We start from the raw sequence: 14,658 nt of genomic DNA on the forward strand, positions 1-14,658 counted from the left end.
AACTTACCAGCGAAGCTTGATTATTTACCGCAAGCTCGGTTCACACTGTCGGGATGAGATGTGATGAGACGGGAATTTGTGGCTGAAACTGATGCCGTGACGCCGACTTTTTTTATGATCCGCCCACGGGAATCTCGAAGTTCATAAACCCCACCGTACCGAATAGTTTTATTGCCGCTTTGGTATTTCTTTAGGCATGACCATTTTAAGGCTTCGTTTGTTGCCCAATCCGCGAAGTCCCTCCAGTTCGCACCTAAGGATTCCGCCTGGTTGTTCCAGTCGTTCATGTGGCCAGCTTTGATATGCCGATAGCCCCAACCGATATTTTTACCTTTGACGACTTTGTTTGTGCCACAACGTAGATAGGCTGTACGTCCCGAGACTCCTTTAACCGTTTGCCTACTGAAAGTTCTGACGAGCTTTTCGTTCTTATCGAAAACGCCACAGGGTGACCAGTATGCTGCGGGTTGCGCGACCCCTAACTTCTGTTCAATGTTGTCAAAGTAGAACCGTTCTCCACTTTCCCCGACAGCATAGGCTGGGACTGCCTGTGTTTCTACGAAATTTTCTGGCTCCATCTGGGCTGCATTAGCTGGCGCGCTCAGCAACGAGCTACCTAGCAGAAGAGCGCCGAGAGCAATTGAAGTGATTTTTTTCAAAAGTTTCACCCATCGATCTGTTAGTTGCCTTAGTCAATCATATTGATCAGCTTATACTGAGCTTCAACATTTAATCCGTATTTGACGAGGTATTGAGCGCAATTAAAAAATTTTGAACAGTCGATGCTTTGAGTAGTGTAGATGATTCAAAAACGATCATTTATGGGAAATTAAAACCGCCCTCCGAGCTAGATGCTTGGGTGGCGGTTTCTGATGAATAACTTTTCCCGAAACTGGGTTCCGAAACCCAATGTCCCGAAATCGAACCTTGGGCGTTTTCGGGAGCGGTCAGAGACCTCCTGATGACAATCTGGAGGTCTCGGGGAAGCAGTCAGACGCGGTTGCTACCAGGCTGCGAGGCCTTTCATATTTCGAGCGTTGCTCGTTTCAGAGCGAGCGCTACTCCCCGAGCACTTTTCTAATTGCATCAAGCATTTCAGCAGCAGAGTTATCCCCATCCGCGAGCTCCAGTAGGTAGGTGTCTCCACTTTCCGTCGGGTCGAGGACCGACTGTACAACCTTACCCAGAGCCGAGTCTTTCAGGTATACCCGCACCTCTTCCCAAGCCCGTGGCTCTACGTTGTTGTCGATCGTGTCTCGAGGAAAGTATCCAAGACCTTGACCTGATAGCTTCTGCGCGACTTCAACGAGAACACGTGGACCTAGTTTCTTATAATCAAGTGCTTCACGTAACTCTTGAAGTGAAACAACCATAATCTGTTCTTCAAGCAAGTGATTTCGGAGATCTTCAATAGATTCAAACTCAGCCATGATGCAATTCCTTTCAAACTCTTTTCTCATAGAATATCATAGAGTCGTGAATAATCTGCTTTCTGATCGTCATCATATTCTAAAATTAGTTAATATGATGATCCGCGTTTTGACACACCTCGGGACACTGTCACTTATTGATTTTCAATATCGATTGCAACACTTAGAATAAGTAACTGGTTAAATTACAGATTGAGATCTAGTGGCACGAGGGTTTCAATGTGTCACTTAAACGAACGTATAAATGACAAAGGGGTCTTACCATGCTGATCGGCTACATGCGAGTGTCGAAGACGGACGGATCGCAAAACACGGATCTGCAACGTGATGCCCTTTTGAATTCCGGGGTTGAAGAACGGAACCTTTATGAGGATCAGGCATCAGGGCGTAAAGATGATCGTCCTCAACTCGCTGCCTGTTTAAAAGGTATGCGCGCCGGGGACACGTTGTTGGTGTGGAAGCTCGATCGTCTGGGACGAGACCTGCGGCATCTGGTGAACACGGTCCATGATCTCACCGAGCGGGGGATAGGCTTCAAAGTGCTCACTGGTGAAGGCGCTGCGATTGATACCACGACCGCTTCGGGAAAACTGGTCTTCGGGATCTTCGCCGCCTTGGCCGAGTTTGAACGTGAACTCATCTCGGAACGCACGAAGGCCGGTTTGGATTCGGCTCGCGCGCGGGGTCATAAAGGTGGCCGGCCGTACAAGATGACTCCTGCCAAGCTCCGCCTGGCCATGGCTGCTATGGGGCACAAGGAAACGAAGGTAGGGGTGCTCTGTGAAGAACTGGGAATCACTCGGCAAACTCTTTACCGTCATGTTTCCCCTTCTGGCGAGTTGAGAGCTGACGGGCAGAAGCTAATGAATCCGAATTAGAACGTATAGGGGGATGCCCGCAAATAGCGGACATATTTTCCGTCATCTAAGATCTTGAGTGCTTACTTCTTCGCGCTCAGAATTAGTCATCTTCCGAGCTTTGATTTTCTGCTCAAACTCCAACGCCGGCTATCAAGTCGCTTACCGAAAATTGGTAGAGAGCTTGAAAAGCTTCGTACTCGTGGTAGGAACATCGCGGTTGAGTTCGAGCAGAAGCGCAAAGACGTGTTGGACCGAATGTATCTACCTAAAACAATAAATCAGGGTCAGCAACTATGGGTTTTTCGCTCTGATGCTTTTGTTTAACCGAGGAGCTTTGCTTTGGCTGCACTAAATTCTTGATCAGTCAGGATACCTTCGGCATGCAAGTCTTTGAGCTCGCGCAACCTTGTTCCCAATGAAGGTTCTTGGGTTACCGGCACGGGTGCGGGCATTTGAACAATGACTTTCTTGGATTCTGTGATGCGCCGACGTAGCTCATTGATTTCGGGCAACGCTTTGTTGTACTCCGATTTATCCAAGGGCAGGGTGTTACTCAACGTGAAAGGGTTGTTAGCGTCGGCGTTGAAGGAGCTAGTAGACCCCTTCCAATAGTCTTTATTTGCGCTTCCTGAATAGCTTGGTGTCAGGATTTCCAGTACGCCCATCATCAAACCCGAGTTGTACTCAATACCGGTGATGTCAGAGTAATAGATGGTTGCAGAACGCTCACCACCAAAAGAACCTGCACCAAAACTATTCCAGGCACCAGTCTTGATGACCACCAACCTATCGTCAAAGGCAGCAATCAATCCGGCAGCAAACGATACAAGAACCATCCAAGGACGCTCCCCGTTGTGCCCCATCCTCAGTATTGCGTTGGTAGCCTTCTTTCGAGGTTTCCCGAGCGGCAGAAGAATGCCTTCCCATAGATCATCCGTTTGATCCCGGGCGGTCAAATATTGGGCCCCTGACACTACCGGGGTACCTACTTTAGGTGAATCGGGTGCGTGCAGATATGGGTCACCAGGCACGATATTTGTCTGCCTAAAAGCGTTGTCCTGCGCTTGGACCATGGGATCAACAATACTCAGGAATAGGTCTCTATCTTCGGTGGACCCTTTGAAGGCATTGAATGACCATTTGAGCACAGTTCCGGTAAGCAACTTGGTGACTAACTTGCTGTCAGACTTTTTGATCAGAAAGTCTTCCGGATCAAATTCAGAGTAGTCCAGTTTTGAGGTTGCTTCTCCCGCTGCATCAATTTCGATGATCTTTACACTCGTAAGAACGATGAGCTCTGAGAAAAATTTTGTGCCACCTTTAACAATGGCCCTGATTTCTTCGCCGTCTGATAAGTATGGGTGTACCGTGACGAGCACCTTGGCGACATGCTTGTCTTTGATGCCGTGGCCAATCTGCATGTTTCTCCTGGTTTTTGTTGCTGTTCTTACTAAAGGTACAAGTGAAATATACAGGCGAGATCCCTACTGCTAGAACCAGTGGAAGAGTTTCGGGGCAACAGGTAGTTCTGGCTGGCTTCGAAGGCGGCTATGTCTAACCGGCTTCGTTCTAAATAAGCGCTACGGAAGTGTTTCGCAACCAATGCTGCTACTCCGAATTCACACGACCAGTTGTAATACAGGGTTGGAAGAACTTCAGGATGTTGAACATTCGAGATTTGCAACCTGAGCGAGTGAGATGGTGAGACGTCTTGCAACGCATAGGTTATGAGACCTTCCAAAGCCACTTTTTGTTCCATCCGAGCGACAAGTTGCTAAGGGAGGAGAGTCTGTTGTTCGAATCCGTGGGAAAGTCTTTCAGCGACTTGACTCACCGATGGCACGTGCCCGCAAGCGGAACCTCCAGCGGACACTCGTGAATGCCTCAGTATTTAGAGAGTAGTTCTAGGCAGGGACGTCCGCGCGTAGAAGGTCGTTGGCGCGCGACGGGCTCTCACAAGGTGCTTCTGCTTTGCGGTGAATGGTGCGTTGGTTCCACCAAATTCGGTAGGGTTTTTTGGAGATCGGCGGATGAGGGGAAGCAATGCAAGAAAATGATCGGGTAGCCAGGCTGGTGGGCACTGCGCTCGACAACTTTGATAATCCCGGACAGTCAATTGCATCAATTGTGAGGCAAGCAGCCCGCATCGCATCTTTGCGGCAAGACTTCTCAGCGCAGTATCGCTTCCAGCTCGAATTGCTAGATGTAGCCTCCGGTGCCGCAAAGACCGACCCAACCATTGACGGTATTAACAACAACCTCATCACTCTCCTCGGTATTGAGGACGCTCGAAAGCAAGTGATGACTGCGTACTACGGCTATGAGCGTGGACGCAGAATGGCTGGAACCGAGAACATCAACGTCATCAGCATCGCCCAGGTCGAAGCCAACTTGGCACAGCTCAAAAGTGTATACGCGGAGTACTCTGTGGCTGACAAGGGAAGCACCTACTACGCTTACGAAGCGGCTCTTGCCGCTGACAAGCAGCAAGCCAAGTTGCTCCCACTGATTCAAAGCTACTCGAAGATCATTGAGCACGTTCGACAGGATATATACAGCTACTTGTTGCTCACTGAGAACAATCTGCACACCGGCAAGCCGACCAGCAGTGTCTTCGAACGCGGACTGGAGTATGTCAGGACTTCTCTGGCTGAACGTGCCCCGGCAGCTCTCGATAAATTCTTGGCGGCGGAAGTGTGTCTTGCGGGAGGCACCCCCGAGGACCTATCTCACGCACTCACCAGCACCCGTCGGATGATCAAGGACCTTGCCGACGCGCTTTACCCTGCAACGGGAGAAACGATCGTGGGCGAAGACAGAGTTGAGCGCGTTATGGACGATGAAGCATACCGCAATCGGTTAGTACAATTCGCCAAGGAGAAACTAGGTAAGCGCCTACAAGGCAAGGTCATGGGAGACACTCTTGCGAGCTATGGGAAGCGGATTACCAATCTCGACTCCATGGCGAACAAAGGCGTGCACAGTGATGTCACCGCCGCTGAGGCTGAACAATGCGTGATCTGGAGTTTCATGCTTGCCGCTGACCTTCTGCGCATTGCGGATGGAACTTCAGTAGACTTGGCACCAGTAAGCGGTCCGGGTGAGTGACTGTGAGACCGCGCCACCCGAACGCGCGAAAGTGGTCTCCGACTGCGAGCAGGCACAATGATTTCTGACTCAATCCCGTGGCGCGAGGAGCTTTGGCGCGTAGCCGACCGACTGGAAAAGAAGTCCAAGCAACAGCGTTGGAACCAGCGCAGCAGTTTTTTGGTTGAACGCGACTTCATGACTAGTGCCTACGCTATCCGCAGGCTCAACGAAGCTCATAAGATTTCCGACGATTTGGCGAAGACCAAGGTCCCAGTCATTCGGCATAAGCGCGTCGGCTCGGTTCCCGACATTTGGAACCGACACGAGATATGGGAGCACTACGACTTAAAGAATGGGGTGCCGGATCACATCACCATCCCGCACCTGTGTAACCAACTCATCCATTCGTTCATCTGGTTACTCAGCGCAACTGAAGACACTGAACTGTTTAATGGTGCGTTCGTCGTCTCAGAGAATGAACGTCACAAGCATCTATACTTCCTTCCCGTTGAAAGTTTGATCGCTCTTTGTCGGAATGTTGCTGCTGAGGACATCGGCTCTGTCCAGTATCAGCGAGGAAGCGATGGGATAATGCGCATCGTCAGCGTCAAAGCCATGGAAGAGGGGACAAGCTGATCCAGACATGTTGACGAGCAATGCCGAGGTGCGCGCAAGCTACATGAGTCGTGATCGGTGGGCTCAGACAGCAACTGCGCTCGTCAAGTTTTTGAGACAGCGTGATTATCAATACTCGTAGAATGGTCACTGTTTCGAGGCATAGTTTATGGCACTCGGTTTTGCGACTAACTGACCTTGAAAATCTGCTGAGTTCTCAACTGTCGAGGATTTCTAGCCAAGCGGGCAGATGAGTGTGTCGTAAACGACCGTTTTTGGTGTCCCGAATGAGGAACCTCTAAGGGCCATGTCTCAATTCTTGCGAGGTAAGCTCACACTATGTCCGAGACTGACCTCTTGTTGGAATTGAATCCCACTCCTGGCACCGTCGTGAAGCTCGTCAAGAAATTGGTCGACGAGCCTTGGCCACGGTCTGATCAAGAACGCGAAAATCTATTCGCGCGTCTTGGATTCATATCAGGGGGCCGGTACGAGCTAGAGAACGAAGAATCACCCCACCAGATGAATGAGCTGGATATATGTGTCGGCGGACAAGTGCTTGGTTCATGGGACACGTATAACCGTAAGTTCCTAGGTGTAACAATCCACCTCTACAGCACTCAAGAATCCGGTGCACCAGCAGTTCAAAACGGATTCAACGAACTACGTATCCAACTCACCGATCTCTTTGGAAAACCAGAACATCCGTGGGACAACGAAGAGACGCCACCCTGGATTTGGGAGGCCAACGGCCGGACGATCATTACACACTTCTTCAACCGTCGGGACAGCACTGTGATGTTGAGCGTAGAAGGTACAGCTCTGGCTGCCGTTGCAGAAGCTGATGCAACTTCCGGCTGAGCAATTGTCGTTTTCCAAAGCCGTCTCCACTGAGATCCGATGACCGCCAGCTGAACCCTAACTGGGATCGCGTTAGCAGGCCTCTACCACCAGCGCGCACGTACCTATTTATTCCACAGTCTCATGAACCGGTTGCGTAGTCGATCAAGCCATATTGCGGCCTCAGGTTCCTGCCGACGCCACCTGGATCGCGCGATGAACCTTTCCGCGTCTATTAGCGCGGTATCGTACTGGACACGGTTGAATACCAATAGCTGAGGGAAGAGTGATTCTGGATCGTTAGCATCGGGCTCGTCGTCGTTTTCATCGTCATCTCCGGCCCAGTGAGGTCGTCTCCAGGTGACTGTGTCGGCTGTCATCTCGACCTCGACCGCAAGATTGCCGCAATCCATATCGCCGCACGCCCTGCAGACTGTGATTTCTAGTTCTTCTCCCGAAAGCCTCTCATCGCGGTCGCCGTACGCCCCGCGATAATCAGTCAACCATTGGTGTACTGCTGCGCGCGAGAAACGGCGTGCAAACGGAGAAACCCCCCAATGTCGTTGAATATCGACTATATCGATGACCGCGGTCCCGTCGATGACAAGGTCCACGGCTTGATCAGCGGAGTTCCATCGCGCCATGATCGATGATACGGGGATGCGTGGCGTGTCCATTTCGCCAGTATGGCACAGTCCGAATCATGTTAATCGCTGAAGCGCGCCCCGCGCTTTATTCGAACCTACAAGCTTTTTCTTTCGCACCTGCAACAGTCACACCGTCCCGTAGGGGTCTGTCCGGCATGGCGTTTTGGACAGTTCTTTAGGGGGTGTTTTTATGCGAACACCCACTCTGACTATGACTGTCAGATTCCGAAGTTGGCTGCACATGAGCCGTTGAAATTCCGGGCTTGTGCAGTCGACTATGGACATAAAAATTTCAGAAGTCGACTGCACGGAGTCGGTTTTTGATCAATAGTCCTCTGCACTATCCTGCACAGAGGGAATGTGCGGCCCTAACTGGCTGTTTCACCCGCGCGTTTAATAGCGCGGTAAACAGTGGATCTAGCCACTGAGAAGAGTTCGGCAAGTTCTGCCGTCGTATGGGTCCCCGCGTGGTGAAGCGCGACTAAGTGGGTTTCTTGTTTCTTGGAGAGTTTGGGCTGTTTGCCGCGCAGTTTGCCCTTTGCTTTGGCAACGGCCATGCCCTCGCGGGTACGCGCCCTGATTAGATCTGCCTCAAATTCGGCAACCATGGCTAAGACATTGAAGAGTAACTTGCCTACAGGGTCGGTGGGGTCATGGATAGATCCGCCGATGCTGAGCTTCACCTCACGGCGGGTGAGTTCGTCAACGATGTCTTTTGCGTCGCGTAATGAGCGTGCCAGCCGGTCTAGTTTAGTGACCACCAGCGTATCCCCATTGCGGCAGGCGGCCAATGCTTCGCTGAGTCCTGGCCGTGCTCTATTGGTGCCGGTGAGGCCTTGGTCGGTGAATATCTTCTCAGGAGGCACGCCCGAGGCCATGAGCGCGTTCTTTTGAGCTGTGAGGTCTTGGTCGTTAGTGGATACGCGCGCGTATCCGATCAGGAGTCCGGTCATGATTTGGAGTGTACCGTTTAGCGCCCCTTCACCGGGCATTTTATCGGGCGGGGTATACGGGAATCTAGCAATCGCTGAAACTCGCCAAATTTATTAGTGTCCGAAGTCGTCTGTAGTTGTACCGGTGAACGACCGGCTTACGGGACTGTGAATGATGCCCATCAAAAAATGATGAATTTCAGCTCGCTACTTGAGGTGCTCTGTTCCGCATTTTCCGCTTGGTCCGACCTCGCAGAGTCAATGCGCCAATCGCTGCGCCCAGGACCGCCCAAATGACGTCGTCAACGCTACTAATTCTGTCAATGCCCAGGGCAAACTGCCCTGTTTCAACGACTACCGCAAATAAGCCAAGATGGAGAACTACACGTCCCACACTTGGCTTCAGCGCGAGCATGTAGAGTGCTCCGCCGACCGCAAACAACAAGATGTTGGCAAGCCCTTCTTTGATAACCGAATAGCCAATTCCAGGCCCATTCAATATAAGTTCTTGGAAAGGCACTAGTGAAAGAGTGCTTTTAGGTTCACCACCAAATGCTGCGGGCATTAGAGTATTCAAACCTGTGCCAAGGATCCATCCGAGGAAGATCCAGAGTAGGAACAATTTTGAGAGCTGCGTTTGTCCTGCCTTGACCCGTTTCCAGTTGGTGATCGCGAGAACTCCCGCGATCAGCGCAACGCCAATTAGGAAGAACGGAATAAGGTAACTGAGAAGTCCTAAGTACACATCGTGCTTTCGTGTCCGAAATGAGTGCTCATCAAGAGTCAACGGCATCGCCATCGCCATCTCGATCAGCGCTTCGCGCGGCTGAAGCACGCAATACTAAAACGGTACCGATCTTGGATGTGACATGTCCATTTGCTGTTTCGCATTTACTGCCCCAGTCAGCGTTCGGTTACCGGGACTGCTCGTCTCTGGCTTTCTGCCCTTCAGGCAGGATATCGAGCATGATGTACATCAGATTGAACTCGTGGCCTTCCCCGGGAGGCGGATTCTTCAGCTCGTGCTCCAACCGAGTGCAGAGCGCATCACCGGTCTCGGGCCACGGCACAAAACTTGTAGGTCCGGTGTATCTCCCGAGCTGGGCATACCCCTTGGCGCACAGGGCCAAGGCAGATCCTGTGGCCTCTGCAATGGCCTCGTCCTCCGTCAGGACGCTTCCCTTGGCTTCGTTGATGATCCCCATGATGTGGAGGAAAAGGACCCAGTCGTCTTCACCGTTTTCGATGATCTCAAGTTCGATGTCGTTCAGCGGATCAGCCATGGAGCCTCATCGACTCGCGGCTAAATGGAAGGACCCTTCTCATTCGCGTTCCCCTTTGCCTGGTCATTTCGATCACCGCAGCCTGCACCGAGCCGTCCTGGATCAGTTGAAGGAGAGTCTACCCATCCCGGAGGACCGTCTTAGAAGAAGATCCTCCGAATCCCGTTCTCGGTGCGGATGGCCGGCCAACGAAATGTCCGGTGAAGGTTCCCCTTGCGGACGCGCAATTAGTCCATAGACGGACCGTCTTGCGGAATGGTCGTCATTTGCTCAGTCGCAAATAAAGTAGTGCGCGACCTCGTTTAGGACGACGAAAGCTCCCGTTACTTCATGCAACTCGAAACTCATGGGGCGAGCCGATGGCAAGGCTGGGATACTGATCCAATGGACCACTACACGCGACGGATACCAGGTAGCCCACTTAGTCCGCACGAGCGCATCTTGCTGCAGCGCTTGTGCTCAGGAGACTGGACTGGAGCAAAACAAGCACGCCAACAGGCGGTTCATGCGCATTGGGGCGGACTCCAGTTCGATGATTGCGAGGATTTCCTTATTGAAATTTCCGAAGGTCTGAATCTGGAGAAGATTCCCCCGCATCCAGGTGGGCCATTTGCGAGCCTCGAGGTTTACGAAGATGAAGTTCTCCTGGGGCATCTGGATCTCTGGGCGCCAGACGGGGTCCTTCACTCGGTGGACTACATGACCTTCGACGCTCCAGATAGGCTGCTTCCCGCCGTCGAACAGCTCGGTTCGGTACCTTTTGCATCCTGGCTCGACGCAGACGCTACCGACGAGTGATCGTGGGAATACGCCATCACGAGGCTACAATCTAGGTTGCTCTACTAACGAAGACGCCTTAGCGATCGTCTTAAACTTTTCAAGAGAATGACAGATCAATATTTGGCATTATTTAATGTCCCGCAGAGGGTTCCTCTTGCGGTATACCGCAAACGATCGTTTTTTGTGACTGTTAGCTTGATTTGACGGTTTTCTCCCAGCTAATAATGGCGGTTCAACTGATTCCGATAACGAGGGGAACCGCCACCACCGAGGCCGTGCACGGGCCGTGATATTCTCACTGCAACGTATCGATGCAAGGTGAGGTGCGGGCGGTCAGCCAGGGTCCCGCCGTCCACAGGTGGTCAGGGGGCTAGATTACGAACCCGACGACGATTCTTCGACGCCCTGTGGGGCGTCTTTTTCATTGGAACCTGAATCGGTCTGCGCGGCAGGCTTCGGCCCAGTTTTACGTGTGGAGCGGCGACGGGCGCGAACTTTTTTGTCCGGCTCGGCGTAGTCGATTTTTCGCGACTCCTCGACTGACCAACCGGCCGTTCTTGCAGCGTTGAAAGCTTTGACGTCCTCGCGCTCAGCATCACCAACTCGCTTTGCAATTTAGGCTTGAAGCTCGACAAGTTCTCGGGCCGTCTGATTGCGCACATCTGTGAGACTCTGGCGAGCTTAACGGCTGATGGCAATGGCAGAACAGGACGAGCGTCGGGCCGAGGAATCCCGGGCTGCTGCCGAACATGAGCCGGTCCCCGAGGGGCGCGTGCGTGCCGTTGCCGAAGCTGAGCAGCGCGAAGCACAGGCGGACCGTGCCCGAGAGGACGGGCGCACCGTTTACGACAGCGCCGAGCGCAGTGCAGGCACTGCCCAGAGCTTCGAAGTTCAGGGTATTGACCGCGAGGTGGTGGCCACGCGCATGCGGGCAGACGTCAGTCAGGGCAAGCCTGCCACCGAGGCCGTCAAGGGCGCCGGGAAGGCCAAGACCCCTAAGGCCCGTAGGGCCCGCGGTCATGGCACCCAAGTCCAACGAGCGGGCCTGGATCGGTGAGAACAGAAACGATTTGCAAAAAATTTTTGGGGCAGTGCCTGTTAGGTACTGCCCCAAAATATTTATCGTCTTACTGGTAGCTTCAGATGTTCATAGGTGTAGGCAGAACCTTCATTATCATTCTGTTTCTAGATAATCCAAGTCCATTGAATGTACTTCAATTAAGATTTCAAGTTTCGAGCTCTCTGGAATCATTGAATTTATGAAGAAGCTCATCTACTGGATACCTGCTAGGCGGCTGTTTCCTTCAAAGTCATAAAGCAGTAATTCATGCTTCTTGATATAAGGTCAAGCCAAAAAGGGGAGGGCCTATGAACAGCTCTGTGCATCGAACGAAAACAGTTGTCTGGGGTGTGACGATGTCTCTAATGCTAGGGGCAATCGCAGGACCGGCATTCGGGGCGGAGCGGCTAGTGGCACCATCAACTGCTACCGACTCAGATCAGAATGCTCTGAACAGTGCGATACCAGGGATAGGAGTGGGGACTCCTGCTCCTCTTCCGTTTAATTTTTCGGATCTCGGCGCAATGACCGTTGCTAAATCAAGCATCAGTCTGAAAGATCCAGCTGGTCAAAATATTGCTTTAAAAAAGATCGATGGAGACGGTTCAGGGGAAGACTTCTATGAAGGCTTGACGAAGAATGGCAAAAAAGTAGAAGTTCAAGTGCTGTCTGAAACACAGACCGCACCATTGGCAGATCCGGAGACCCTTGGAAGCCCCGCTGACCCCATTGACGAGGTCCCAGTTTCCGGCGAGTCAGATGGCTATGAGGTGGAGGCGACCTCGAAAGTTGTCTCCGCGGCTGACTTCAAACCGGTGCTTGCTATCGCTAGTACGGCCACAACTGTGACCATTGCAGCTCCAGCCGGAACCGCAGTAAAAGATGTAATTTCTTACGATTCCTCTGGCATCGTGGTGGCTATGCCAGCGAACAAAACTGAAAATAGTAACGGCTCCATCACGCTTCCTCGCGCTGAAGCGGCTGCAATGTTTGGTGTGGAGACCGAACAGGGAGACGAAACGACCCAACTGACGATTCCTATTGCCACTCCCGCGGCTGCGAAAAAGAATCAATGGACCGAGTTCTACTACACGACGTTTATTCCTGAGAAGTATGTAGATGTCCCTGCGGCATGCAAGGTCACTTCAAATAGCTGGAACGTTACGAAGCACAACGGCAACAACAGGTCATGGAAGAATCTGAAGAACGGAGCAGCCTACGAATCCTATAAAACCGTAGCTGGCATCAAAGTCGACTGGTCTCGTGGCAAGGTCTATAAGGTTGCGCAGGTTTCTATTTCCAAGGGTTACGACAAATCAGGAAACCTTAAGAAAAAGAAGCAGGCAAGCGCACGGGGTATCAAGACTGAACAGATGCAGCGATCATCCAGTTACGTCTACTGGAGGATGCGTCATCAAGTTTCTAACCCTTTATGCCCCGGGGCGGGAGCGATCCGCTACACGGGCGCTGTGAAAATGTACCGGTCCGGAACGATGAAAGTTAGTTTCAACCGAGTTCAGGTCCCGAACCATGAAATGTATGCACGCACCAACCTCCGTGGGAACTGGACCAACATCCATAGGCTCAAGCGGAAATCTTTCGCTTGCTTAGCTGTCCCTTGCGGAAATAATGCATACGGCCGAACTGTGAAATTGAAGATCAATTGAACTACAGCTAAAAATAATATTTTGAAAGGTCTTACGAGTTGGAAAATTGCGTTAAAGAACGTCTTAGCTCACAGATGCTATCGCTGCCGATATTTATTCTCATTGCATTCACTGTTGATCTGATCTCATACATGTCTGAAGCTACGCCGCTAGGGTACACGACGTTGTGGGCTGGCATTCTTGTTCCTTTTACCGCCATTTTGATCTTTGCCACCGTACCGACCTTGATCAAGAAGACTCGTTCCGTGGTGCGTGATCTGATCGGCGTCTTCCTCGGTGCAACACTGTTTGGCGTAATTGCCAGTCTTCCCATCTGGAGTTCGACAGCAGGACAAAGTGATGTTGCTCGGGGAGACTACGCATCAGGCGTTATGCTGTCACCGATTCTGGGATTGATCGTCGTAGCGACCTTTGCTGTTTCCTCGGGATTTTTTGAATACCTATTGCATCGACGTATTCGGACCCGCAGCACGAAAAGGTAGATCTTTCGCTAAGGGTGAGTTGAACCAGGCAGCCCCTGAACTACAGCTTTATTGACGCCCTTGGAAATGATTGCATCGTTGACGTAGCGACCCGGTTCTAAGTAACTGGCACTAGACAGGGACCGCGCCTACCCGGCGCGGTCCCTGTTCGCGCTGCTTGCTATGTTGAAGGTGATGGCATCGGTTCCAACCGGCGTGCGAGCTTCACCAGCAAGCCCAAGGCCAGGAAGCCGATAAATAGCGCTCCGAGGCCAGCGGGCGCAGTCCAGAGCCACAGCCAGGCATTCGTCGGTGCGTGTGGGTACATCGCAGAAACGAGGATGGACGGGGTGCTGATGATGGCTAAAGCCACGACGGCAGCGGGCAAGCTGGCCACCAGGGCCTTGGCGGAGCCAGTAAGAACGTTCTCAGAAGGCATGACGTGCTTGAAGGTATTGCGGCCCAAGCACCATAGTGCCATGAGGCTGGTGGTCAACAATGACCACCAAAGAGCATATTCAGCGGCTTGTACTGCTTTGTTCATGGTGTTTTCTCATTTCAGATGATTTGTTGAAAACATACCATTTAGAGGTTGGTTCGCCGTTCCAGGCTCCCATTTGACTGCAGGCTTCGGTAAGAGAGCGCGAGTGAGGTCCATGGTCCTCAAGTCAGCTCGATTTATGCGCGGAATTGGATGGCGTTCCAGTAAGTGCAAGGGGGAACGCGCTGCTTCACGGAGGCGGCATTTGGGGCAAAGGTGCGGGCTATTTGCGTAGTTGCCGCGTTGCGGGAGTATGTTCCGGACGTGCTTGGCCTTGCACCACGTTGAGGTAACTGCTGCTCAAATGGCCAATATCAAGAGCTCGGATCCCGCGTTCGGAGAGTTTTTTGGCCAAGACGGTTCCGGCCGGGCCCAGGGAAATAATGGCAAGGTCCGGATTCTTTTCCAGGGTCTCGGAGACAACTCGTTCCAGGTCGGTAAATGCGTCTTTG

General features: G+C 52.1%; 16 protein-coding genes. 8 read left to right on the forward strand and 8 right to left on the reverse strand.

The features are described from left to right. Positions 1 to 20: 20 nt before the first annotated feature. Positions 21 to 668, reverse strand: a complete 648-nt coding sequence (locus ACIOTN_RS10850; RefSeq protein WP_096257432.1) for a hypothetical protein — start codon at positions 666 to 668, stop codon at positions 21 to 23. A gap of 390 nt (positions 669 to 1,058) precedes the next feature. Further along, positions 1,059 to 1,430 carry a hypothetical protein gene (locus tag ACIOTN_RS10855; RefSeq protein WP_133833167.1) on the reverse strand — a complete coding sequence of 124 codons (372 nt, stop codon included), beginning with the start codon at positions 1,428 to 1,430 and terminating at the stop codon, positions 1,059 to 1,061. A 263-nt stretch (positions 1,431 to 1,693) separates the two neighbouring features. Between ACIOTN_RS10855 and ACIOTN_RS10860 the strand changes: the two genes are divergently transcribed. Then, the gene (locus tag ACIOTN_RS10860) at positions 1,694 to 2,308 is read left to right on the forward strand and encodes a recombinase family protein (RefSeq protein ID WP_402473993.1); all 615 of its coding nucleotides are present in this window, start codon (positions 1,694 to 1,696) and stop codon (positions 2,306 to 2,308) included. 302 nt (positions 2,309 to 2,610) lie between these two features. Here ACIOTN_RS10860 and ACIOTN_RS10865 read toward each other — a convergent pair whose 3' ends face one another. Continuing rightward, positions 2,611 to 3,711, reverse strand: a complete 1,101-nt coding sequence (locus tag ACIOTN_RS10865) for an SHOCT domain-containing protein (protein ID WP_402473991.1) — start codon at positions 3,709 to 3,711, stop codon at positions 2,611 to 2,613. 622 nt (positions 3,712 to 4,333) lie between these two features. Between ACIOTN_RS10865 and ACIOTN_RS10870 the strand changes: the two genes are divergently transcribed. From ACIOTN_RS10870 to ACIOTN_RS10880, 3 genes are all read left to right on the forward strand, one after another. Continuing rightward, positions 4,334 to 5,398 carry a hypothetical protein gene (locus ACIOTN_RS10870; protein WP_402735343.1) on the forward strand — a complete coding sequence of 355 codons (1,065 nt, stop codon included), beginning with the start codon at positions 4,334 to 4,336 and terminating at the stop codon, positions 5,396 to 5,398. 57 nt (positions 5,399 to 5,455) lie between these two features. Then, positions 5,456 to 6,016 carry a hypothetical protein gene (locus ACIOTN_RS10875; RefSeq protein WP_402735344.1) on the forward strand — a complete coding sequence of 187 codons (561 nt, stop codon included), beginning with the start codon at positions 5,456 to 5,458 and terminating at the stop codon, positions 6,014 to 6,016. A gap of 318 nt (positions 6,017 to 6,334) precedes the next feature. Next, positions 6,335 to 6,856 (forward strand): hypothetical protein, encoded by a 522-nt coding sequence (locus tag ACIOTN_RS10880; RefSeq protein ID WP_133833160.1) that lies wholly within the window; start codon positions 6,335 to 6,337, stop codon positions 6,854 to 6,856. Positions 6,857 to 7,850: 994 nt separating this feature from the next. Here the strand turns inward: ACIOTN_RS10880 and ACIOTN_RS10885 are convergent. From ACIOTN_RS10885 to ACIOTN_RS10895, 3 genes are all read right to left on the reverse strand, one after another. After that, positions 7,851 to 8,435, reverse strand: coding sequence for a recombinase family protein (locus ACIOTN_RS10885; protein WP_402697775.1), 585 nt, complete (start codon positions 8,433 to 8,435; stop codon positions 7,851 to 7,853). Positions 8,436 to 8,613: 178 nt separating this feature from the next. After that, positions 8,614 to 9,249 carry a VanZ family protein gene (locus ACIOTN_RS10890; RefSeq protein ID WP_402735345.1) on the reverse strand — a complete coding sequence of 212 codons (636 nt, stop codon included), beginning with the start codon at positions 9,247 to 9,249 and terminating at the stop codon, positions 8,614 to 8,616. Positions 9,250 to 9,328: 79 nt separating this feature from the next. Beyond that, entirely contained in the window at positions 9,329 to 9,697 is a 369-nt protein-coding gene (locus ACIOTN_RS10895; RefSeq protein ID WP_402735346.1) for a hypothetical protein, read from the reverse strand. A 384-nt stretch (positions 9,698 to 10,081) separates the two neighbouring features. On the opposite strand from ACIOTN_RS10895, the gene ACIOTN_RS10900 reads away from it, so the two are divergent. The 4 genes from ACIOTN_RS10900 to ACIOTN_RS10915 all read left to right on the forward strand — a co-directional run bounded on the left by ACIOTN_RS10900 (position 10,082) and on the right by ACIOTN_RS10915 (position 13,686). Continuing rightward, complete coding sequence (locus ACIOTN_RS10900) at positions 10,082 to 10,495, forward strand: hypothetical protein (protein ID WP_402735347.1); 414 nt, start codon at positions 10,082 to 10,084, stop codon at positions 10,493 to 10,495. A gap of 679 nt (positions 10,496 to 11,174) precedes the next feature. Further along, entirely contained in the window at positions 11,175 to 11,534 is a 360-nt protein-coding gene (locus tag ACIOTN_RS10905) for a hypothetical protein (RefSeq protein WP_402735348.1), read from the forward strand. 413 nt (positions 11,535 to 11,947) lie between these two features. Continuing rightward, positions 11,948 to 13,204, forward strand: coding sequence for a DUF3238 domain-containing protein (locus ACIOTN_RS10910; protein WP_402735349.1), 1,257 nt, complete (start codon positions 11,948 to 11,950; stop codon positions 13,202 to 13,204). A 131-nt stretch (positions 13,205 to 13,335) separates the two neighbouring features. Then, entirely contained in the window at positions 13,336 to 13,686 is a 351-nt protein-coding gene (locus tag ACIOTN_RS10915) for a hypothetical protein (RefSeq protein ID WP_402735350.1), read from the forward strand. A 160-nt stretch (positions 13,687 to 13,846) separates the two neighbouring features. Here the strand turns inward: ACIOTN_RS10915 and ACIOTN_RS10920 are convergent, their stop codons facing one another. Both ACIOTN_RS10920 and ACIOTN_RS10925 read right to left on the reverse strand, forming a co-directional pair. Continuing rightward, positions 13,847 to 14,209: a hypothetical protein gene (locus ACIOTN_RS10920; protein ID WP_332595321.1), complete on the reverse strand. Its 363-nt coding sequence runs from the start codon at positions 14,207 to 14,209 to the stop codon at positions 13,847 to 13,849. 220 nt (positions 14,210 to 14,429) lie between these two features. Next, the coding region (locus ACIOTN_RS10925) for a GT-D fold domain-containing glycosyltransferase (protein WP_402735351.1) at positions 14,430 to 14,658 on the reverse strand (229 nt) is incomplete at its 5' end.

The sequence above is a fragment of the Glutamicibacter sp. NPDC087661 genome, from assembly GCF_044743275.1.
Taxonomy (GTDB): Bacteria; Actinomycetota; Actinomycetes; order Actinomycetales; family Micrococcaceae; genus Glutamicibacter.

What these genes read in the sequence shown, in the direction of transcription:
- ACIOTN_RS10855 (WP_133833167.1), bottom strand. Translation starts at nt 1,430, where the DNA reads ATGGCTGAGTTTGAATCTATTGAAGATCTCCGAAATCACTTGCTTGAA.
- ACIOTN_RS10920 (WP_332595321.1), bottom strand. Translation starts at nt 14,209, where the DNA reads ATGAACAAAGCAGTACAAGCCGCTGAATATGCTCTTTGGTGGTCATTG.
- ACIOTN_RS10895 (WP_402735346.1), bottom strand. Translation starts at nt 9,697, where the DNA reads ATGGCTGATCCGCTGAACGACATCGAACTTGAGATCATCGAAAACGGT.
- ACIOTN_RS10900 (WP_402735347.1), top strand. Translation starts at nt 10,082, where the DNA reads ATGGACCACTACACGCGACGGATACCAGGTAGCCCACTTAGTCCGCAC.
- ACIOTN_RS10870 (WP_402735343.1), top strand. Translation starts at nt 4,334, where the DNA reads ATGCAAGAAAATGATCGGGTAGCCAGGCTGGTGGGCACTGCGCTCGAC.
- ACIOTN_RS10860 (WP_402473993.1), top strand. Translation starts at nt 1,694, where the DNA reads ATGCTGATCGGCTACATGCGAGTGTCGAAGACGGACGGATCGCAAAAC.
- ACIOTN_RS10885 (WP_402697775.1), bottom strand. Translation starts at nt 8,435, where the DNA reads ATGACCGGACTCCTGATCGGATACGCGCGCGTATCCACTAACGACCAA.
- ACIOTN_RS10905 (WP_402735348.1), top strand. Translation starts at nt 11,175, where the DNA reads ATGGCAGAACAGGACGAGCGTCGGGCCGAGGAATCCCGGGCTGCTGCC.
- ACIOTN_RS10865 (WP_402473991.1), bottom strand. Translation starts at nt 3,711, where the DNA reads ATGCAGATTGGCCACGGCATCAAAGACAAGCATGTCGCCAAGGTGCTC.
- ACIOTN_RS10915 (WP_402735350.1), top strand. Translation starts at nt 13,336, where the DNA reads ATGTCTGAAGCTACGCCGCTAGGGTACACGACGTTGTGGGCTGGCATT.
- ACIOTN_RS10875 (WP_402735344.1), top strand. Translation starts at nt 5,456, where the DNA reads ATGATTTCTGACTCAATCCCGTGGCGCGAGGAGCTTTGGCGCGTAGCC.
- ACIOTN_RS10880 (WP_133833160.1), top strand. Translation starts at nt 6,335, where the DNA reads ATGTCCGAGACTGACCTCTTGTTGGAATTGAATCCCACTCCTGGCACC.